General features: G+C 52.7%; 20 protein-coding genes. 7 read left to right on the top strand and 13 right to left on the bottom strand.

What is annotated here, in order from left to right:
* Positions 1-494 precede the first annotated feature (494 nt).
* From ACMHXH_RS11845 to ACMHXH_RS11830, 4 genes are all read right to left on the bottom strand, one after another.
* Positions 495-656, bottom strand: a complete 162-nt coding sequence (locus tag ACMHXH_RS11845) for a small highly charged protein (protein WP_100145030.1) — start codon at positions 654-656, stop codon at positions 495-497.
* A 163-nt stretch (positions 657-819) separates the two neighbouring features.
* Positions 820-2136 (bottom strand): RsmB/NOP family class I SAM-dependent RNA methyltransferase, encoded by a 1317-nt coding sequence (locus ACMHXH_RS11840; RefSeq protein ID WP_335911935.1) that lies wholly within the window; start codon positions 2134-2136, stop codon positions 820-822.
* Positions 2137-2253: 117 nt separating this feature from the next.
* Complete coding sequence (locus ACMHXH_RS11835) at positions 2254-2925, bottom strand: glutathione S-transferase family protein (protein WP_039034737.1); 672 nt, start codon at positions 2923-2925, stop codon at positions 2254-2256.
* Positions 2926-2953: 28 nt separating this feature from the next.
* A complete protein-coding gene (locus tag ACMHXH_RS11830) occupies positions 2954-3574 on the bottom strand; it encodes a glutathione S-transferase family protein (RefSeq protein WP_093982547.1) in 621 nt (206 codons plus the stop codon).
* 197 nt (positions 3575-3771) lie between these two features.
* On the opposite strand from ACMHXH_RS11830, the gene ACMHXH_RS11825 reads away from it, so the two are divergent.
* Positions 3772-4344 carry a TetR/AcrR family transcriptional regulator gene (locus tag ACMHXH_RS11825; RefSeq protein WP_071476619.1) on the top strand — a complete coding sequence of 191 codons (573 nt, stop codon included), beginning with the start codon at positions 3772-3774 and terminating at the stop codon, positions 4342-4344.
* A 61-nt stretch (positions 4345-4405) separates the two neighbouring features.
* On the opposite strand, the gene ACMHXH_RS11820 is transcribed toward ACMHXH_RS11825, so the two are convergent.
* Positions 4406-5080, bottom strand: a complete 675-nt coding sequence (locus ACMHXH_RS11820; protein WP_039034740.1) for a DUF2461 domain-containing protein — start codon at positions 5078-5080, stop codon at positions 4406-4408.
* 180 nt (positions 5081-5260) lie between these two features.
* Between ACMHXH_RS11820 and ACMHXH_RS11815 the strand changes: the two genes are divergently transcribed.
* The 6 genes from ACMHXH_RS11815 (at position 5261) to ACMHXH_RS11790 (ending at position 11107) form a co-directional block, all read left to right on the top strand.
* Positions 5261-7504, top strand: a complete 2244-nt coding sequence (locus ACMHXH_RS11815; protein WP_335911933.1) for a TonB-dependent receptor domain-containing protein — start codon at positions 5261-5263, stop codon at positions 7502-7504.
* 99 nt (positions 7505-7603) lie between these two features.
* Positions 7604-8176 carry a PhnA domain-containing protein gene (locus ACMHXH_RS11810; RefSeq protein WP_071476616.1) on the top strand — a complete coding sequence of 191 codons (573 nt, stop codon included), beginning with the start codon at positions 7604-7606 and terminating at the stop codon, positions 8174-8176.
* Between the two features lie 144 nt (positions 8177-8320).
* Positions 8321-8875: a MarR family winged helix-turn-helix transcriptional regulator gene (locus tag ACMHXH_RS11805; RefSeq protein WP_071476615.1), complete on the top strand. Its 555-nt coding sequence runs from the start codon at positions 8321-8323 to the stop codon at positions 8873-8875.
* Positions 8876-9262: 387 nt separating this feature from the next.
* Entirely contained in the window at positions 9263-9925 is a 663-nt protein-coding gene (locus tag ACMHXH_RS11800; protein ID WP_071476614.1) for a hypothetical protein, read from the top strand.
* A gap of 12 nt (positions 9926-9937) precedes the next feature.
* Positions 9938-10528, top strand: coding sequence for a Crp/Fnr family transcriptional regulator (locus ACMHXH_RS11795; RefSeq protein WP_101096118.1), 591 nt, complete (start codon positions 9938-9940; stop codon positions 10526-10528).
* Between the two features lie 60 nt (positions 10529-10588).
* The gene (locus tag ACMHXH_RS11790; protein WP_143078410.1) at positions 10589-11107 is read left to right on the top strand and encodes a YgjV family protein; all 519 of its coding nucleotides are present in this window, start codon (positions 10589-10591) and stop codon (positions 11105-11107) included.
* Here ACMHXH_RS11790 and ACMHXH_RS11785 read toward each other — a convergent pair.
* The 8 genes from ACMHXH_RS11785 to ACMHXH_RS11750 all read right to left on the bottom strand — a co-directional run bounded on the left by ACMHXH_RS11785 (position 11104) and on the right by ACMHXH_RS11750 (position 19089).
* A complete protein-coding gene (locus tag ACMHXH_RS11785; protein WP_028778989.1) occupies positions 11104-11355 on the bottom strand; it encodes a hypothetical protein in 252 nt (83 codons plus the stop codon). The genes ACMHXH_RS11790 and ACMHXH_RS11785 overlap by 4 nt on opposite strands.
* Positions 11352-11588, bottom strand: coding sequence for a hypothetical protein (locus tag ACMHXH_RS11780; protein ID WP_025011415.1), 237 nt, complete (start codon positions 11586-11588; stop codon positions 11352-11354). The genes ACMHXH_RS11785 and ACMHXH_RS11780 overlap by 4 nt, the downstream gene beginning before the upstream one ends.
* 101 nt (positions 11589-11689) lie before the next feature.
* Complete coding sequence (locus ACMHXH_RS11775) at positions 11690-12991, bottom strand: NAD(P)/FAD-dependent oxidoreductase (RefSeq protein ID WP_025889419.1); 1302 nt, start codon at positions 12989-12991, stop codon at positions 11690-11692.
* 433 nt (positions 12992-13424) lie between these two features.
* Positions 13425-13790: a hypothetical protein gene (locus tag ACMHXH_RS11770; RefSeq protein ID WP_039034746.1), complete on the bottom strand. Its 366-nt coding sequence runs from the start codon at positions 13788-13790 to the stop codon at positions 13425-13427.
* A 327-nt stretch (positions 13791-14117) separates the two neighbouring features.
* Positions 14118-15266, bottom strand: coding sequence for an L-threonine dehydrogenase (gene yiaY / locus ACMHXH_RS11765; RefSeq protein ID WP_039034747.1), 1149 nt, complete (start codon positions 15264-15266; stop codon positions 14118-14120).
* A 350-nt stretch (positions 15267-15616) separates the two neighbouring features.
* Complete coding sequence (gene ablB, locus ACMHXH_RS11760) at positions 15617-16447, bottom strand: putative beta-lysine N-acetyltransferase (RefSeq protein WP_071476612.1); 831 nt, start codon at positions 16445-16447, stop codon at positions 15617-15619.
* Positions 16444-17898, bottom strand: a complete 1455-nt coding sequence (locus ACMHXH_RS11755) for a sodium:solute symporter family protein (protein WP_071476611.1) — start codon at positions 17896-17898, stop codon at positions 16444-16446. The genes ablB and ACMHXH_RS11755 overlap by 4 nt, the downstream gene beginning before the upstream one ends.
* 3 nt (positions 17899-17901) lie before the next feature.
* Complete coding sequence (locus ACMHXH_RS11750; protein ID WP_071476610.1) at positions 17902-19089, bottom strand: KamA family radical SAM protein; 1188 nt, start codon at positions 19087-19089, stop codon at positions 17902-17904.
* Positions 19090-19174 lie beyond the last annotated feature (85 nt).

The following is a 19174-nucleotide window of genomic DNA, read 5'->3' as shown; positions in this document are numbered from 1 at the left end:
GCGACATGCTTACGAGCGAGAGCCAGGGATGGCGAACTGGCCCTTGTGCATGGATGCACTTGCTCCACGACTTTAGGCCGCTGGCACAGCGGCTATCATGGCTTTAAGTCAAAACTCATCAATAAACTAGGTCTTAGCTTCTGGCTAAGCAGCCGCCAATCACCTGCGGTGCGCCTTTCGCACAGGCGATCCTGTGACATGGCGTGAATACGTCCATGTAGCCTCGACGAAAACGTCCCTGTTTTCGACGGTCACAGTTCCGCCTGTGCCTGGAAATGAGGTGTATGTTTGTAGAAATATAAGCAATTTTAAGCAACGTTATTTTTGCAGAATTGCACCAATACCCCCTTCGGAGCCGCCGCTGGCGTTGTTGCAAATTGGCGTAGCCTAGACAGGTGAGTTGACGCAGTGCACAAATGGGGCTTATTCGCAGCTTATTCGCCCTTTCCTAAGCCCCTTTGTTGTTGATTGGTTTTCTTGAGATTAAGCCAAGATTATTTCCATTTATCTCTGAGGAACTCAGGCTCCATATATTCGTCCGGATAACGTCTCTTGCTGTCCCGGCGGCGTTGTTTGACCCGTTTGTTCTTTTGCTTGCCTCTGACATGATCTCCCCATGGAGTATCATCGTCGTCGAAATCATAGTGGTTTGACATGATCCATTTCCAATAACACAGTGCATATAGGTTGCACCGCTCCTTTTTACCTAAAGCGCCGGTCAAGCTAAAGTGAGAAATTTAGCGTCTCAAGGTAAAAATTATTGCATGTCTGTCCACGATTCCCTGTCTCGACTCCCTTCGGGTATTAACCTGACTCTTGCTAGCCTTGTTTACGAAAACGAACAACAAACATCCCATCGGCATTGGCTTCAAAGGGCCAAATCGTCAAATACTGCGTCTGTTCACCGCTGAATGGGTGGCTGAGCGTTTCCAGAGTAAACTCGGGCCGCTTGGCCAGGAAGGCATCGACCACCTGGCGGTTTTCGCTGTCCGCCAGTGAGCAGGTGGCGTAAACCAAAGTACCTCCTGGCTTGACTGCATCGCTGGCGCGGCTGAGTATGTCGAGCTGCAGCGCGGGTTTATCGCTGATGGCCTGGCTGTCATCCAGCCAGCGCATGTCCGGATTTCGGCGCCAGGTGCCGGTGCAGCTGCAGGGGGCATCGACCAGCACGCCGTCGAAGGTTTCTCTGGCAACCGGCAGGGCATCGCTGCGCCAAGGCGCAACCTTGATGTTGAAACCGGCGCGTTTGGCGCGTTTTTCCAGTTCATTGAGAGCAGCCGGGCGGATATCCGAGGCGGTAATAGTGCCCAAAACGCCTTTGGCGGCGCTATCTTGCTGCATCAGCGAGCTGAGTTGCAGGCTCTTGCCACCGGCGCCGGAGCAGGCGTCCCACCAGTTTTCATTGGCTCTAGGGGCGCAAACCTGGCCTATGACTTGGGAGGCCAGATCCTGCACTTCAATAAACCCTTCTTTATAGAGTTTGATTTCATTGAGGTTGATACTCTTGCTGCCAAGGCTGATGGCGTCATTGAAGACGGGGGCGGCGCTTGCATCGACTCCGGCGCTTCTGAGCTCGGCCAGGGCCTTGGACTGCGACATATTTTGCACCCTGGCCCAGATGGGGGGGCGGCTGCAAAGCGCGTCTATCAGCAGCTCTTCCCGGGCCGCTGGCAGCGGCGCCAAGGCATGCCAGAACCAGTCCGGCGCCAGGTCTCTTGCCAAGACATTTCGGCCAGAGACCTTGAATACCAATGCGGCGGCGGCTTTGGGGGCCAGAGCCTGCTCAGGCAGGGCGAATGACTTGTCAGCTTGTTGCTGCCAGGCACTGATAATGTCCGTCCAAGGGTGAGCTTCTATTGCCGCCGCCAATGCCAGGCGCTGGAACCACAGGGTTTGCTCATCGGTAGCTTCAAGTTGTTGTAACCAACCCCACCAACGAAACAGGGCAAACAGGGTTTCCCGAATGACCTTTCTGTCCTTGGAGCCGTGTTTCTTGTTGCTGCGGAAATAGTTCGCCAGCACCCGATCGGCACTCTGGCGACTGTCGAGGATTTCAGTAAACAGAGTGTTGATGGTGTTGGCATAACTGGCGGCACGTTTTTGGGCCGGAGTCAGTGAGGGGCTTGGCGCGGTCAAAGGTTTCTCTGCATCAAGTAGGAATAGCAATGGCGCCAATATTAACAGAAGTGCCGCGGCCTGTCCCCGGCACCTTGTTTTGCTACTGTTTGCTAATGGTTACCACACGACTCAGACTTAACGGGTAACCATTTGCGCTATCTGTTTGGCCCTGTCTTCATCGCTTAACTGGTCCCTGGACTCAGGGGTGACTATGCCTTTTTGACAGGCCGGGCGCTGGGCCAGCGTATCGAGCCAACGTTGCAGATGAGGCAGGCCTTGAATATCTATGCCGCTCCAGTCGTAAATCCGTACCCAGGGCCAGGTGGCCATATCGGCTATGCTGTACTCATCACCGGCCAGATAGGCATGTTTGGCCAACTGATTATCCATCACCTCAAACAGACGCCGGCCCTCTTTTTGATAACGCTCTATCGCGGCCGGGATCTTCTCCGGAAAATAACGGTAGAACACATTGGCTTGTCCCATCATGGGGCCTACGCCGCCCATCTGGAACATCAGCCATTGGATGACCTGGGAGCGCTTCTTGGCATCTACAGGTAAGAATTTCCCTGTTTTTTCAGCCAAGTAAAGCAAGATAGCACCGGATTCAAACACCACGAAATCATCGTTATCCCTGTCTATGATGGCCGGGATCCGGCCGTTTGGGTTAATGGCTAAAAACTCGGGTTGTTTCTGTTCATTGGCACTGAGATCCAGATGGTGTACCCGGTAGGGCAAGCCCATCTCTTCCAGGGCAATACTGATTTTAAAGCCGTTGGGGGTGGCGGCGGTATAGAGTTCAATCATGTGTGTCTCCTAGATTTTATCCTTGCTTTTATCCTTGTTTTGGCTGGCTCATTGCCGGGCGTTGTCCGGTTTGCTCATACCAGCTCTGCAGCACAGGGAATGGTTGCAGTGAAATCTGCAGATTTTTGATGAATCCCAATAAGATATAAGCGGTAATATCGGCAATGGAGTAGTTGTCACCGGCCAGATAGGGGGATTCACTCAGGCGCTGCTCCAGCAGAGGCAGGAAAGATTCCAGGCGCTTGCGGGATTCTTCGCCCCAATCTTGAATGCAGGTTTCCCGGTCGCTGTAGATGCCGCTGATATTGCGAAATGCCTGAAAGGCAGGTAACAACCCCTGCAGTTCAACGATGCGCTGCCACATCTCCACCTTTGCTCGCTCCAGCGGCGTGCTACCAAAGAGTTTAAGCTCGGTAGGGAACAACTCGTCGAGATAACGGCAGATGGCCACAGACTCGCACAGATAACTGCCATCATCCAGCTCCAGCAGCGGAATGCGGCCATTGAGACTCTTGGCCTTGAATTCGGCCGAGAGATTTTCTCCGCCGCGAAGATCGACGTTTATCCGCTCGATATCTATGCCTTTCTCCGCCATGAAAATACTGACTCTGCGGGCACTTGGGGTAGGTCCGAGTTCATACAGCTTCATCTATCTTTCTCCATCTGTCTTGGGCCGTTTTGCCCCTGGATTAGTTATTTTTCCTGGCTTGGCTGTCAGGAAAATGTATTCAAATCTTTTTCGGAACGATCGTTTAGGTTAGACTTTAGGGATATCAGAACGATCAGTCAAGAATTAATTTGGCTAAATATACGGCACGTCATTCTCTGAAAACGCTTGGGAGCAGTATGGCAAGAAGTTGCAATTTTGACCGGCAAGATAAGCTGAAATTGGCAATGGAGCTCTTTTGGCAAAAGGGCTATGCCGCCACCTCAGTGGCGGATCTGGTCGAGCATCTGGGGATCAACAGATTCAGTCTCTATAACACTTATGGCGACAAGCTGAATCTGTACCGGGAGGCGCTGCGTCTGTATCTGCAGCAAAACTCTTTGCCAGCGCTCGACAGCCTGCGCGCTGAAGGCGCAGGGTTACAGCAGGTAATTGATTACCTTGAACAGTTTGTGGCCCTGCAGCGAGAGCAAAAATACGGCTGTTTCCTGCAAAATGCGCTGCTGGAGATGAGCTTGGAGGATGCTGTCGTGCAGCAAGAGAGTCGGCACTTGTTTGACTCCATCAAGGAGGCGTTTGCCAAGGCGTTGACCCACGCCAGAGAACGCGGCGAGCTTAACAGTGACAATACCGAGGCGCTCGCGGCCTGGTTACTGTTGCAACTGCAGGGGATTCGGGTGCTCGGCAAGGCCGGTTTGCATCAGGAGTTGCAGCAGGCGTTGAGTGTGATGCGCGCTCAGCTTGGACGTTGAGCCAGATTCTACCTGGGCAGTTTAAGCTCGGGTACGGCAATCAATAATCCAGGAACAGACATCAATAATCCAAGTCCAGGGCAAAGCACAGATAGCGCATCAACGCCTGGGTGTGTTGGAACTCACTGGCACAGAAGTCGACAAAATCGCTGCGACAAACCTGCTCTTTTGTCAGCATCTTAAGCGCCACAAAGTCTTTGCGTTTCAATTCGTTTATCAATGGGTGGCTTTTATCGAACCCCTTGGGTGGTCGCACCAGGCTGTCACCGTCCATCGTAAACCCATGGCGCTGTAATTCCTCCAACGCCTTACTGTAGGCGCGTGGGTTGTCGTCGATACATTGTCTGATGGCGCCGAGCACCTTGGATTCGGGGCGCCAGATCCCGGCAGCGATAAAGCAGCCATCGTTGGCCAGATGCAGATACAACCCGGGAGCGTGGACATCCTTACCCTGAAAATGGCGAAACTGGATCCCGACATTGAGCTTGTAGGGCGACTTGTCGTGACCAAAGCGAGTGTCCCGCTGTGGCCGCATCAAACTGCCTCCGACCTTCTTGGCGATCGCTGTCAATCTGGGAGACAAGGCCTGAATAGGCTGCTGCATCTGTTCAATAAACGCCAGTGCCGGCCCCCTGAGCAGGGTTTCATACTCATCCTGATGTTGCTTGAACCAGGCCCTGTCGTTGTTGTTTTCCAGCCGGGTCAGAAAGGCAAAACCTTGTTCGCTGAAGCTCATTTTTGTTCTCCATTTTCTTCACGGCGATATCTCAGGTGAAAGCCTGTTGTGAGTCAAGTGGTTTTACATTTTTGAAACAAATATAACCAAATAGGATCCTGTGTAAATATCGGTGAGAATAATTCTCATTTGTCAGCTTGATTCTTATAATGCCGCCTTATTTTTAAGGGGAGATGATAGATGACAAGCGAACAATCCCGGCGAATGGCGCCGAGCGGCAAGCTGCCATTACTGCTGTGTGCCTTGGCGCCCTGGCCCTTGCTGGCCGCCACTTCTCAGCCGTCCAAGAGTGGTACCAGCGTGCTGGGTGAACCTAAGGTGGAAGCGATAGAGATCATAGAGGTGCGTGGCCAGCCTTTTCGTCGGGAACTGACGCTGACCCGTCCGGGCGAAGCCTTGGTGACATTGGAGGACATAGAGGAGCAACAGGCGGGAAACTTTGCCGAAGTGCTGGACACTGTGCCCGGCATCACTCTTGATGGCGGCCCCCGCAGCGGCGGTGAGAAAATCAATGTCTGGGGCTTTGGTGAGACAGAAGATCTCAATGTCTATGTCGACAACGCCCCGGTCGGGTTTGAACAGTATCGCTACGGCTCTTTCTTTATCGACCCGGATATGGTCAAGCGAATTGAGGTGATCAAGGGCGCCCACGATCCCCGCTCCGGCAATGGTGGTTTCGGTGGCTCCATGTATGTGGTGACCAAGAGTGCCGATGATTTTCTGGATTACGGCAAAAGCTTGGGCGCCAGAGTCAAGGCCAGCTATGCCGATAACAACGGCTTGGAGACTTACACTGGTGCGCTTTATGGCCGCTTGAACTCAGGGCTGTCGGCACTTGTTAACTACAGCTATAAAGATGCCGGCGATCTTGAGCTGGGCAACGGCCAGGTGTTTCGTTTCTCAGGTTATCGGCAAAACAACCTACTGGCCAAGCTGGATTATGAGCTGGGGGCGCACAAGTTGTCTTTGAGCTATACCTCCTACGATGATGAAGGCCGTAAACCCTGGGCCAACCGCCGCGGCGAAATGCCCACTGTATCTGAGTTCAATATCAAAAAGTACGGCTCTTTTGAGGCGGCAGAATACGCCAATACCGCCCTCAACAGTTATAAAGACAGCACAGTTTCACTCAACTACCGTTATACACCGGCCAGTCCGCTGTGGGATCTGCAATTGGCGCTGTCCAGCAGCAGTAACGACAGGCACTGGGTAAGGCCCCAGATAGCCTTCGATAAGATGTTTGTTTCTGTAGGTAACTTTGGCCACGAGTCCTGGCTCGAATACGACAGGGACTTTATCGATATCAACAACACCAGCCAGTTGGGTGACCACTTGCTGACTGTGGGGCTGCAGTATCGCTCGCTCGATCGCCGCTCATTGGTATTCAACAAGAGTTATCAGAACAAGGCGGAGAAAAACTTCGGCCTGTACACGCCTTACTACCAGCCTGGAGGTCGCCAGGATACCTACGCCTTTTATATCAGCGACAGCATTGCCCTGACGGATAACCTCATCCTAAAACCATCGTTGCGGTTCGACAGTATTTACAGCATAGGCCATGGCAATCTGGCGCCGGATTACAACGACCCCAGTGTCGGCCATGATTTTTCCTCTACCCGCCACAGCGGTTGGTCGCCAAGGCTTGGGCTGGAATACCGTCTCGGTGATGTCAGCTTCCTAACCCTGGATTATGCCTACAGCCTGCAGGCACCTGTGGTGGATGAGATTTACGCGGTGCAATATGCCAAGGCCAGTAGTGCTCAGGCGACCAGTCGCGGGATAGATGTCGAGCGGCTGCACGCCTATAAGCTTGGGCTGAGCAGCGCCTTTGATGGGGTCTTCGCCGGTGATGACAGGCTCTCGACCCAACTGACTCTGTATTGGAATCAGGGAAAACAGGATATCGCCCAGCGCAAAGGACTCTGGGTCGACAAGAGTCAGCCTTTTGAGAGCGGTTATGTGAATCTCGACGGCTACCATATCTACGGTGGCGATTTCGAGGCTCAATACCGTTGGCACGATTGGTTTGCCGACTATACGGCTTCCTATACCCGCGGCAAGCACAGCGGCAGCCTGCGTGACAGCAGTGGCAGGGATGAAAACCTGGCAGACATTCCTCCGCTCAATATGCGTCTGCACCTGGGGTACTACCTGACTCCCGAGCTGTCGCTCTCCTGGCGTGGCAGTTGGTATGATGCGCAGCAGAAGGTGCCGGAAGAGGGCCTGTTTGTCAGCGATAGACCCAGCCAGGCCTATTTTCTGCAAGACTTGTATCTTGCCTTCCAGCCGGAAGATATGTTGCAGGGGCTTGAGCTGAGGCTGGCGCTGCGTAACCTGACCAACCAGTATTACAGCCCGCATTTGGCTGACGGCATTGCGGCTCAGGGACGGGATATTCGCCTTAGTATGGCGTATCATTTCTGATAAAACCCCAGTTATTTTGTGCTTTTGTGAACTGCAAAACTGATCAAGCTCTGATTTTGCGGCATAATGTGCGTTTTGCCTGACCGAAGAATATTAGTGATGACTTCAGAAACTGAATTGCAAAGCCGCTGTGGCGGGAAATGTGAACTCTGTGGAGCCGAAGGCGCTCTGTCTGTCTATGATCTGCCTCACTCGGGTGATCGCACCGATAGTGACATTATGATCTGCGCTACCTGTGAAGGCCAGATTACCGCTCCGGACACCATGGATGTTAACCACTGGCGTTGCCTGAACGACAGTATGTGGAGTCAGGTTCCTGCCGTGCAGGTCATGGCTTATCGCATGCTCAAGCGCCTCAATGGCGAGAGTTGGGCTCAGGATCTGCTGGATATGCTTTATCTGGAAGACGATCTCAAAGCTTGGGGCGATGCCGAGTCTTTGTCGGCCGAGAGCGATGATTCGGCGCCGACACTGGACAGCAATGGCACTCAGTTGGCCGCTGGTGATAGCGTGGTGATCATTAAAGATCTCAACGTGAAAGGCACCAGCTTTGTGGCCAAGCGCGGTACCGCCGTGCGTAACATAGCTCTGACCAATAACCCTGAGCATATCGAAGGCCGGGTCAATGGCACCCGCATAGTTATCCTGAGCTGTTATGTGAAGAAATCATAAGGGGAGTTATTCGCCTCTTTACTGATTGATTCAGTTAAAAACGCCGCAGAAATCGATTTCTGCGGCGTTTTTGCTTTTCAGGCTTGGGAATAGCCGCTTGCTGGCATAATATTCCTTATAAAGAATCTTGCTATAGAGATAGTTATGTCGCAGGAAGAGCTAAAAACACAAACCCACAAGCCACAAGCCCACAAGCCGCAAGCCGCAGATATCAAGGATGGCGTAGATACCATAGTCAGCCAGTGGTTGGTCGCCGGGGTGACTGACGACCTGCAGCCGATGGAAGTCTTTGGCCGCCTGGCCAGGATCTACAAATATATAGATGCTGAAATCCTCCGTTGCCATAGCGAATTTGGCTTGCGTCAGGGAGAGTTTGATGTGTTGGCAACCTTACGCCGCAGCGGTGAGCCATACACTCTGACCCCGGGGCAATTGCACCAGAGCATGATGCTGACCTCAGGCGCCATGACCAGCCGTTTGGATAAGCTGGAGCAGAAAGGATTCATTTGTCGCAGCCACAGCACCGAAGATCGCCGGGCGGTGAATGTACGATTAACCGCCGAAGGCAAGGCCAAGGTTGAGGCCGCACTGCCTGCTCATATGGCGACTCAGCAGCAGTTACTCAAGGGTGTATCTGCCAAAGACAGGCAGAAACTGGCTGCGCTGCTCAAGGGCTGGCTGGCAGAGCTTGAGTCTTGAGCCATCTATCTTGAGCAAAGGTAACCTTCCGTCATTGGCGGAGCCGCGAGGCTCCATCAGTGCGCTTGTTTTGTTAATTAATGCACTGCGTGGGCCCTCAATAGCTGCATCTCCAGTTGCCGAACTTGAGTTCTCAACGACCAAGCTGTCTGCTACTGTATTTGATAAATTAATGATACTGAATCTGGTTGGCTGAAACTCATTGGCACGTACCTTTGATGGTTACCGCTTCAGTCATAGGTTGGCGTTTCAACGGATATTAAATGTTGCGCTCTTGACTGAACCCGGGCTGACAGGAATTCAGATCCCGGCTGCGGCCATTGGGCTTTGAGGTTAAGGTAGCTCAATGTGCCGATATGGTTGTTTTTGGTGTTAACAGGATGAATTATGAAGCTGTTTATTCGTGTGGCTGTAGTGTTGGGGCTGGTGTTTCTGGCGGTGATTGCGCTTGGGATCTACAGGTTCAACTTCACCCAAGATGACCTCTATGTCAGGGAAAACGATATGGTGCGTCCATTGGCTGAATTTGATGGTGGCGCTCAAGGTGTGATGCAGAGGTTGTTCAGCCTGGATACCCGAGAACAGTTCAGGATCCGTTTGCCGGACAGCAATAAGTTAGTCACTCTCACCGGCTTTAAAGAAGAGCAGCATCTGGCGTTTGGCGAATATCAGGATGAAGTGGTTCGTGGGGAGGTGTTGCTCGATTACCGTAAGTTGACTCCATTAAACTTGCCCGGCAATGCCGAATCGATGCAGTTTGTTGTTCCGTTCGCGGTGACAACCCAGGGCTCAGGTGTGTTCTGGTACCTGGGCATGTTCAGATTCGACTATCAAACCGGCGCCATTGCGCATCTGGCCAGCCAGTTTCTCGGCGACCGAATTGAGATAGAAGCCATTACCCCCAAAGAGCCGTTCGACCCGCCTTACAGCGTGACTTTGGCGCTGAAGACCCGCACCCAGGAGCAATCCATGGCCGAAGCGCCGGGCGAGTATGTGGAACGCACTTTCTTTGTGACCCTTAACTCGATTCTGCCGTCTTCTTCCCAATAGGCGCCCGACTGAATGAGCCATGAATCTATGTCTCATCAGGCCGCTTTCCGGGCGCTGACAGACTTTTTCCTTGAATTGGGGCTTGAACCCAGTGCTTTGGCGCCACTCTTGGATAAGGCTCAGCTGAAAAGTTGTCAGGCAGGTGAGGTGCTGCTGGCACAAGGTGGCAAACAGCAGTCGGGCTTTTTATTGCTCAATGGTCTGCTGCGGGCCAGCCACTATCTGAGTGATGGTCAGCAGCGCTGCAAAGAGTTCTATTTCCCTGGCGAATTTTGTCTGCTTTACAGCAGTTTTCTCAGTGCTGAGCCTGCCCGTTATCAGCTTGAGGCACTGGAAAACAGCACTCTGGTGGTCGTGCCCCTGAGCCTGTTTGAGCTTAGCGGGTTTCAGCGCGCCGAGCTTTCATTGCTGCGTGCCCAGCTGCGTTACAAGGAGCAGAAAGAAGCTTTTCTATTGCTCAAGTCGCCAGAGCAGCGCTACCTGTGGTTAAAAAATCATTGGCCACACTGGATAAGCGCCCTGAGCCAGGTGCAGTTGGCCAACTATATCGGCATCACCCCAGAGAGCCTCAGCCGTATTCGCCGGCGTCTTAACCTAAGTTAATGCCATCGCCTCAATGGCACAGCACAATAGCGGCCGGTTTCAATCTTCCGGGATATAGTGTTGTCCATTTTTGTTATTTCACAGCTGTTGGTCACTCTGGCGCTGTTTAGCGATCTTTTGTCATTCCAATTCAGGCACAGACGCGCCGTGCTCGCTTGTCTGGTGGTGTCGGGCCTGCTGATCGCGGCGCATTTTATCTTGCTTAACCACTGGAGCCCGGCCATTTTAATGTTGGTTGCCAGTGTCAGATTCTTTGTCAGTATCTTCACCGTTGACAGACGTCTGATGTGGCTGTTTATGGCCGCTTCGGTCACGGCCGTGGCCGTGAGTTTCAATCAATGGCTCGATCTTTTGAGTCTGGCCGGCAGTTTGTTGCAGACCAGGGCGGCCTTTTGCCGTGATGACAAAGGATTAAGGGAGCTGATGTTCGTCGGCAGCGGTTGCTGGCTGCTGAATAACATCCTGTTGGGTTCGCCGATGGCGGTATTGATGGAGTCTGTGTTTATCGGCAGCAATCTGTTGGGGTACTACCGTTTCTATCTGCGCCGCAAAGGCTCGGCGCCCGCACAAGGGGGCTAATTCATGCGCGCCTTGCCACCGATAATCTTGAATGCAGGCACGCCGCGGATCAGTGCCTGACGGGCGAAGACCTGGCCGCAGCCGGGGCAGGTACAGGGCGTTTGCGTATGATCTGTGAGGATCCGTTCGACAAAACATTTAACCAAGGCGCCTTTGCCGCCCTTTCGATATTTGAACAGTTTTGCTTTGCAGCCGCAGCAGATGATTTCCACCGTCTGTTGCGGTCCTTTTTTATTGGGCTTACTCACTTGCCCGGCAGTTCGGTTTCCAGCTCAATATCTGTGCAGCCCTTGGGGCAGCGGATGCTGGCAAGCTCTGAGGTGGATTTTGCCGGTGGCAAGGTGGCACTCAAGGCTTGTTGGCATTTAGGGCAGGGCACTTTTTTACCGGCCAGCAGTTGTTTGATCAGATTCTTCTGCGCCTTGAAGGACTGGGCGCTGCTTTGGTTGATATTGGAAAAGTCGGCGGATTGAGCTGTCATAGGCAGTATCTGAATTCGTCTGTTACGGGTAAATAAGTCTGCAGCGATTATAGCCTCGCTGGCGTGACAAATAAAAGAGGGGGCGCCTGGCGCCCCCTCTATCAATGCAGCTTGAGGTGGGGATGGATTATCCGGGTTATCCCCTTGGCAAACATCAGCAGGGTGCCCTTGACCACGCCGTGCAGCTCTATCAAATGGCGGCGATAGAGAGAGGTATAAACAAATCTGGCTATCTTGCCTTCGACCATGACGCCTCCGCCAATGAAAGACATCAGGTTGCCGACCGTGTGGAAGCGTGACAGGTTCACCAGTGAACCGAGATCCTTGTAAAGGTACTCTTTCGAGGGAGTCTTGCCGCTGAGCATGGCTATGATGTTATCCGCAGTCATCAAAGCCATCTGCCTGGCGGCCTGGCCCCTTGGCGGCACCCAGCTGCCGTCCGGCTGCGGACAAGCGGCACAGTCTCCAATGGCAAAGATATGCTCATCCAGCGTGGTTTGGGCATTGGGTTTGACCAGCAGCTGATGGATATGATTGCTTTCCAAGCCGCCAATACCGTGGAGAAACTCAGGCGCCTTGACCCCGGTGGACCAGATCACCATATCGCTCGGGATCTCTTCGCCCTCACTGGTAGTCAACGCCTTGGCTGTCACCTGGGTGATACGGGTATTGGTCATCACCCGGACTCCCAGAGTGCTCAGCTCTCTGGCGACTGCCGCCGAGATCTCTTCCTTTTCCACCTTGGGCAGTATTCGTTTGTCGGCCTCAATCAGGGTGACTTCCAACAGGCTGGTATCTATCTTGTAGCCAAAGCCTTTGAGCTGATCCACCGCGTGATGCATTTCGGCCGACATCTCCACTCCGGTGGCACCGGCGCCGACGACGGCGATTTTGATCTTCTCATCCAACTGTTGATGGCTGGCATAACGCATAAACTTGTTCAACAAACGCTGGCGGATGGCCATGGCTTGCTCTGTGTTGTCGAGGAAGACGCAGTGTTCCCGCACCCCGGGAATATTGAAGTCGTTGGCGATACTGCCGATGGCAACTACTAGATAGTCATAGTCGATGCGCCGTGATGGCAACAGCTCTTCACCTTTGTCATCACAAATGGGCGCCAGTATCACCTGCTTGGCTTTGCGGTCTATGTCCGTCATGGCGCCTTGCTGAAAGTGATAGCCGTGAGCGGCAGCGTGACTGCGGTAACTGATGGCATCAACCCCGACATCCAATGCGCCTGTGGCGACTTCATGGAGCAGGGGTTTCCAGACATGGCTGTCGGCGACATCGATAAGTGTGACTCTGGCTTTGGCTTTGCGGCCCAGTTTATGGCCCAGTTTGGTGGCGATCTCCATACCACCGGCGCCGCCGCCGACGATGACGATATTGGCTAACTCGTGCATTTAATGGCTTTCCTGTTGCAGATTTAAAAACAAATTCTGTTATTCCGGCGGGCGAACTCGGTCGCCCTGATTTGCATCAACCCCGCAAGGCCTGAATGATTGAGATCTTTAGACTTTGGCCCGCGCTGGAAAGTCTAGCAGTGGCAGGGTTTGCCAACAATTGGCCTAAAAATGGTTTATATCTGGGGTAAGTTTGAGTTTTCTTTTATTAGCTTTTGAAAAATAAGGAAATGATTTTCTCAAAAATGATATTGTCTATCGGATTTGTGCCAAAATGAATTGAATATCTGTGATCTATCGCCGTTGTCCGTGGTAAATTTGTGAGCTGGCGCTTGTTTGGCCGTATCTTTACCAGTAATGACAAGAATACGGCCAATTGAGAGTCTGCCTATGGCAGCTTGATTGACTCAGGGGTAATCAGCTCCAGGGCGGTTCAACCTAGGCTTTTCAGGCGAGTCTGGCAGTCCTGGTATATGTGCTCAACTATCTCCTCAACAGAGGTATCTTTGGTGCACTTGTCGATAAACACTTTGAGCGTGATCAGCGCATGGCCGGCGGATTTTAATCTCTCGCTGATCATGGCGAAGTAAGCCTCCTCCTTTTCCGCCTTACGCACCACTATGTTCTGAAAACAAAATACTCTGTTACCTGAGTGAGCATGCCACTTACTGAGTCGGTCGAGGGCGATTTCTGCCGAGTGATTGATTTCGATGTGATTGCGCCATGTGGCTTCGGCGCTCTGATCTTGGTAGTGGGGGCAACGAACTGTGTAATTGATTATCTGGGTAATGGCTGTCATAAGGGATCCTGCCTGGTTGATTCCTGAATTTATCATAGGGGCTGAACTAAAAATCGGCCACTGTGACAAGGGTTACAAACGCGGGGGTGTACTCCTTATTGCTTGCTGCTCTTAATCTCATTTAGCCTGTATTCGACAGAAATAAACCGGGGACAGATCTCAAAATTTAGCTGTTGCCGAATAACCGTCGAAATGCTGAGCTGATGGGCTTGGAAGCTTGAAGAGAGTGTTGACAGAAAGAGAAGAGGCCCGCTCGGTGAGCGGGCCTCTTGTACAGCTTTCTCATTGCAGGGAAAAAGCGGACGCTGAAATTATATTACAAATGTATCAAAGTGCGTTAGTGAAAATTTGGCAAATTTCCTCGTGAGTCGCCTGTTTGGGGTTGGTAAAGCCGCAGGCGTCTTTTAGAGCATTATCTGCAAGCACAGGAATATCTTCGGCTTTTACTCCGATTTTTGTCAGGTTTTCAGGGATTTTTACTGCCGCAGCCAATTCTTTAATCGCCTTGATTGCTGCCGCAGCACCCTGTTCATCACTCATGGCACTGACATCAACACCCATGGCTTTGGCAACATCTTTCAGTCTTGGTGCCGCCACTTGAGCATTGTATTCCTGCACATAAGGCAGCAAGAGTGCGTTACAAACGCCATGGGGCAGATCGTAGAAACCACCTAACTGGTGCGCCATCGCATGTACATAACCCAGGCTGGCGTTGTTGAATGCCATACCGGCGAGGAACTGGGCGTATGCCATCTGCTCACGGGCCTGGATATTGTCACCATGCTCTACCGCATTGACCAGGTTGGCGTGAATAAGCTCAATAGCCTTGATGGCACAGGCATCAGTGATGGGGTTAGCTGCTGTGGAAACATAGGCTTCTACCGCGTGCGTCAGGGCATCCATACCGGTTGCCGCGGTCAGGCTGGCAGGTTTTTTCAGCATCAGCTCTGGGTCGTTGACTGAGATGATGGGGGTAGTGTGCTTGTCGACAATGGCCATCTTAATATGGCGGCTTTCATCTGTGATGATGCAGAAGCGGGTCATTTCACTGGCGGTGCCGGCTGTTGTATTGATAGCCACTAAAGGCAACTGGGGTTTGGCCGACTGATCCAAGCCTTCATAGTCTTTGATGGAACCGCCATTGGCTGCAACCAGGGCAATACCCTTGGCGCAATCATGTGGTGAACCGCCACCCAGGGAGATTACGAAGTCACAGTTGTTGGCGCGCAACAACTCAAGGCCTGCTTCCACGTTGCTAACGGTTGGGTTGGGTTGAACGCCATCGAATACAGTGGCGCTAATGCCTGCCTGACCCAGCTTTTCGGCGATCTGTCCTACCAGACCTATGTTGACCAGAGGCTTGTCTGTCACTATCAGGGCTCGTTTGAATCCCAGAGTTTGGATATCACCGATAGCATCGTCTACAGCGCCCTGACCCAGGACGTTTACTGAAGGGATAAAGAATTTAGCAGCCATAAGTTCACCTGTATATGCTGTTGAAAATGAAATCTGTATCTCTCTTGATGTCAAATTACCAACTCATCTGACCAAAAAGCGTGAGGTAGCGCCAAGAATCGCGCCAAAAAGAAAGAAAATTAAGAGAGAACTGAAACTAAGTGACATAAAAGCTGTTTTTATGACACAGATGCGGATAACGCCTTTCCTTCCATGGTGGCTAGGGTTCCTACGGTCACCATATTATCCCTTAACAAGGGGAGGGCTATTAGTCGAAAGCATGGAATTCTCTCGACAAAGACCCGTATTTATATTGGGTAATCGAACCTTTCCGTGGTAGACCGACTCATTAAGTACCACATAAGTGGTAGCTAAACAAGTAATTTATGCCAGAGGTTCATGCTCTCTATCTGACCACCTATTTGGGTATTGAGGTGCAGACGGCCGCCATAGCGGTAATCTGCTGCGGCAAAGGTACGGTTCATACCAACGGAAACGGCTCTGGCTATGGTATAGGCGGTTCGGTAGCCCTGGTGGAGTATTGCTTGTTCCATATGTGCCAGCAAGGCTCTGGCGCAGCCCTGTCCGCGGGCCTGTGGCAAAGTGGCGAAATCTGTCATCTCTGCACTGAGACTCTTGGGATCTTTTTCGGCAGAAGCCAGGGCTATCAGCCGCCCTTGTTGGCGGATCCCAAAGTAGTCGACATTACTGGCCATGTTCTGCCGTAAAAATTCCGGATCTTCAATGGGGAAGGGGTAGCTGGGAAACACCTCGCTATAGAGCCTGGCCATCTGTGGTAGGTCCTCTGCCCGGCAGCGACTGACCTCGGCCGGTGAATGGAATTCAGGCTTGATATCCGCCCTGGCGCGCTCCAACAGGGTATCCAACTCCGGCATGGTGCGAAACTGCCTGGTTTTGTCCTGGTAACGGGCGAGAAATACGGCATCCCGGCCTTGATAAAATCCTGGGATCCTGGCTTCTTCGCTAAAACCATATGCCAAAAACAAACCGGCCTTGTGCTCAGGTAACTTGGCGATGATCTTGCCGTAACCATGTTGCAGCGCCATAGCATTCAGCGCATCCAGTAAAGGGCCGGGTTCGGCATTACCAAGGGAGATTAAATAAATGCGATCATTGGCCGGGCCATGCTGGATGTGGGCGCCGAGTAAGTTGAGTTGCTGATCAAATTGAACTTGGGTCATGAGTGTGAACTGTCCTGATGCGAGGTGAGCCGGGGCTTGGGAGCTGGTTGGTGAATGATGTTGACCAGCACCAACAAACCGGCGGAGACCAAAATGCCATAGATACTGGGATCTAGACCGAGTTTAGCCAAGCCATCCGGCAGCTTGAGCAGCTCTGTCAGTAGTGCCAGCGCCGTGAGGCCACCCCCTAACATGGCGCAAAGTGCCGCAGTGGAGCTGACTCTGGGCCAAAACAGCGCCGCCAGAGTCGGGACAAACAGTCCGGAAACCATAAAGGCATAAGCATAGAGAATGGCATCCAATACCTGCCTGGCCTGACTGGCGAGGTAGATGGCCGCCAGCCCCAGCAATAGAGTGGCAATCATCGACAGTCTCAGGGTGTTGTTCCCTCTGGGATCCAGCCCGAGCAGATCTTGGGTCAGATTGCCGGATGCCGCCATCAGGCAACTGTCTGCGGTGGACATGATGGCGGAAAAGTATGCCGCGATAATCAGCCCGGTAAAGCCCATTGGCAAGAGATCGCGGATCATCGCCGGCACCGCCATTTCACTGTCCATATGTGGCAACATGACTCTGGCGCACATCCCCAATAAAACACCGGATATCGCCATCAGGGGATATTCAAGCACCCCGGCCAGATACCAGGCGCGCTTGGCGGTGGCGCTATCTTTACAGGCAAACATTCGCTGATAGAGAGTCATGGCAATCAGCCACACAGGTGTGATGGTGAGTAGCCAATTGATGGCCGTGATGGGATCTATGGCGGTCAGTGACATATGGGACGGCGGCAGATTGCGGCTCAACCCCTGCCAGCCACCGACCTCTACCAGAGCGTAGGGCAGGGTAAAGCCAATCAAGCCCAGCAATAAAATGAGCCACTGAACGCTGTCGGTATAGATAACCGCCTTGAGGCCCCCAAATACAGTGTAAAGTATGGTGGTCCCGCCTATAACCCAGAGTGCCAATTGCAGCGGCGGCAAGGCATCGAAGCCCTTGGGCAACAGAGTGGCGGCCGCCAGTTTGGCGCCGGCGAGGATCTGCGCGCCGGTAAACCCCAGATAACCGATACAGGAGATCAAGGCGGCCAACATGGCGACTCTGGCCCCGAATCTGTGCTTGAGCAGATCCGGATAGGTATAAAAGCGCTCGCCCTGCTCCAGACGTTTGACCCTGGGAATAACAAACACAGCAGATAACCAGGCCCCCAACAAACCGGTAAACAGCAGCCAGCTGCCCGCCAGCCCCATACTGAAGCCGAGACCGGCAAGACCTATGGAAAATCCACCGCCCACATCCGTGGCGGCAATGGAAAAGCCCACGTGCCTGGCTTTGATGTTGCGGCCACCGAGATAGTAGTCATCGCCGTCACTGTGGCGTTTGAAATGGAAGTAACCAAACCCCAGTAAACCTACGAGATACGCCAGGAAAATTCCATAGTCCAATGCGTGCATGGATCACTCCTGTAGCAGGAATGATACGTCGGCGCTGCGCCCCTCAAAGTTGGTGGCTATCAGACGCTCGCCTTCCGGGCCTGTTTGCCTGCGGACATATTCCGGCTGCACCGGCATTTTGCCCAGGCCGCCGACGCCATCGACGATAAAGGTGGGGATTGCCGGGCCGGATACCCAGCCGCGGATGCCGTGATAGATTTTCAGCATTCGCTGATAACTGACCTGAAACTTGCTGTTGCCCGGCGCCGGATCCATGGCATAGACGTAATAGGGACGTATGCCTATGGATACCAACTCCATTACCAGTTCCTGCATAGTATCTATGCTGTCGTTGACGCCTTTGATCAGCACACTCTGGTTGCCGAGCATGATGCCGGTTTCCCTGAGCATGGCGATATGTTTGCTGAATAAGGGGGTGATTTCTCTGGGGTGGTTTACTTGGGTGTTGATCAGTGTGACTCGGTTACGCTTCAGTACCCGGCACAACTCGGGGGTGACCCGGGTAGGAAGCTGCGCCAATAAACGGCTGCCGATACGCAGAATTTTCAGATCCGGTCTGGCCTCTCGGATCATCGACAGAATCTCATCCAGCTTGTCATCTGTGAGCAGCAAAGGATCGCCGCCCGACAGGAGCACGTCCTGCACTTCTGTATGTTGGCGCAGATACTCCACCGAACGACGGATCCTGTCCATGGAGATCACGTTGAGCGGATCGGACACCATGCGCTTGCGAGTGCAGTGGCGGCAATAGGAACCACAGATGTTGTGCACCAGAAACAACACCCGGTTGGGATACCTGTGCACTATCGAGGTGCCTTCCGGCATCATGTCATCTTCCGCCAATTGATCGCCCATTTCATGGGGGGCGACCTCCAACTCATCCTGCTCTGGGACGTACTGCAACCGAATCGGGCAGTTGGGATCATCTTTGTCCATCAGCTGGGCTATATAGGGGGTGATCCTGGCGGCAATCACTTCATAAACTTGGTCATCGACCGCGCGAATATTGTTGAATACCTGGGACAGTTGTTTGTCATTCTTAAAGCTCAGCGACAGGGTTTCTCGCCAGGGGCGATTGGCAACATCAAACTGCATCAGCGCCTGATGGCTGGAAAATGGCCGCTTCTCTGTGATGACTTTCAGTGGAATAGGATTTTCTTCGCTCTTGTACTTCAGGCTGGTGGCCGACATGGGGATAGTCCTTTTCTGATAATTAATGCTCGATAATTGATTTGAGCTCTAATTGTTAGCTATCTAATGATTACACTATGAGGTT

This window comes from Shewanella sp. BJSY2023SW001 (assembly GCF_047314685.1).
Lineage (GTDB): Bacteria > Pseudomonadota > Gammaproteobacteria > Enterobacterales > Shewanellaceae > Shewanella > Shewanella indica.
Note: the sequence above shows the minus strand (reverse complement) of the source record. Positions and strands in the feature narration are given on the sequence as shown.

Coding starts and splice junctions, on each gene's coding strand:
- ablB (WP_071476612.1), bottom strand. CDS start 16,447: ATGACCCAAGTTCAATTTGATCAGCAACTCAACTTACTCGGCGCCCAC.
- ACMHXH_RS11795 (WP_101096118.1), top strand. CDS start 9,938: ATGAGCCATGAATCTATGTCTCATCAGGCCGCTTTCCGGGCGCTGACA.
- ACMHXH_RS11820 (WP_039034740.1), bottom strand. CDS start 5,080: ATGAGCTTCAGCGAACAAGGTTTTGCCTTTCTGACCCGGCTGGAAAAC.
- ACMHXH_RS11755 (WP_071476611.1), bottom strand. CDS start 17,898: ATGCACGCATTGGACTATGGAATTTTCCTGGCGTATCTCGTAGGTTTA.
- ACMHXH_RS11750 (WP_071476610.1), bottom strand. CDS start 19,089: ATGTCGGCCACCAGCCTGAAGTACAAGAGCGAAGAAAATCCTATTCCA.
- ACMHXH_RS11825 (WP_071476619.1), top strand. CDS start 3,772: ATGGCAAGAAGTTGCAATTTTGACCGGCAAGATAAGCTGAAATTGGCA.
- ACMHXH_RS11845 (WP_100145030.1), bottom strand. CDS start 656: ATGTCAAACCACTATGATTTCGACGACGATGATACTCCATGGGGAGAT.
- yiaY (WP_039034747.1), bottom strand. CDS start 15,266: ATGGCTGCTAAATTCTTTATCCCTTCAGTAAACGTCCTGGGTCAGGGC.
- ACMHXH_RS11780 (WP_025011415.1), bottom strand. CDS start 11,588: ATGACAGCTCAATCCGCCGACTTTTCCAATATCAACCAAAGCAGCGCC.
- ACMHXH_RS11835 (WP_039034737.1), bottom strand. CDS start 2,925: ATGATTGAACTCTATACCGCCGCCACCCCCAACGGCTTTAAAATCAGT.
- ACMHXH_RS11770 (WP_039034746.1), bottom strand. CDS start 13,790: ATGACAGCCATTACCCAGATAATCAATTACACAGTTCGTTGCCCCCAC.
- ACMHXH_RS11810 (WP_071476616.1), top strand. CDS start 7,604: ATGACTTCAGAAACTGAATTGCAAAGCCGCTGTGGCGGGAAATGTGAA.
- ACMHXH_RS11800 (WP_071476614.1), top strand. CDS start 9,263: ATGAAGCTGTTTATTCGTGTGGCTGTAGTGTTGGGGCTGGTGTTTCTG.
- ACMHXH_RS11775 (WP_025889419.1), bottom strand. CDS start 12,991: ATGCACGAGTTAGCCAATATCGTCATCGTCGGCGGCGGCGCCGGTGGT.
- ACMHXH_RS11815 (WP_335911933.1), top strand. CDS start 5,261: ATGACAAGCGAACAATCCCGGCGAATGGCGCCGAGCGGCAAGCTGCCA.
- ACMHXH_RS11805 (WP_071476615.1), top strand. CDS start 8,321: ATGTCGCAGGAAGAGCTAAAAACACAAACCCACAAGCCACAAGCCCAC.
- ACMHXH_RS11830 (WP_093982547.1), bottom strand. CDS start 3,574: ATGAAGCTGTATGAACTCGGACCTACCCCAAGTGCCCGCAGAGTCAGT.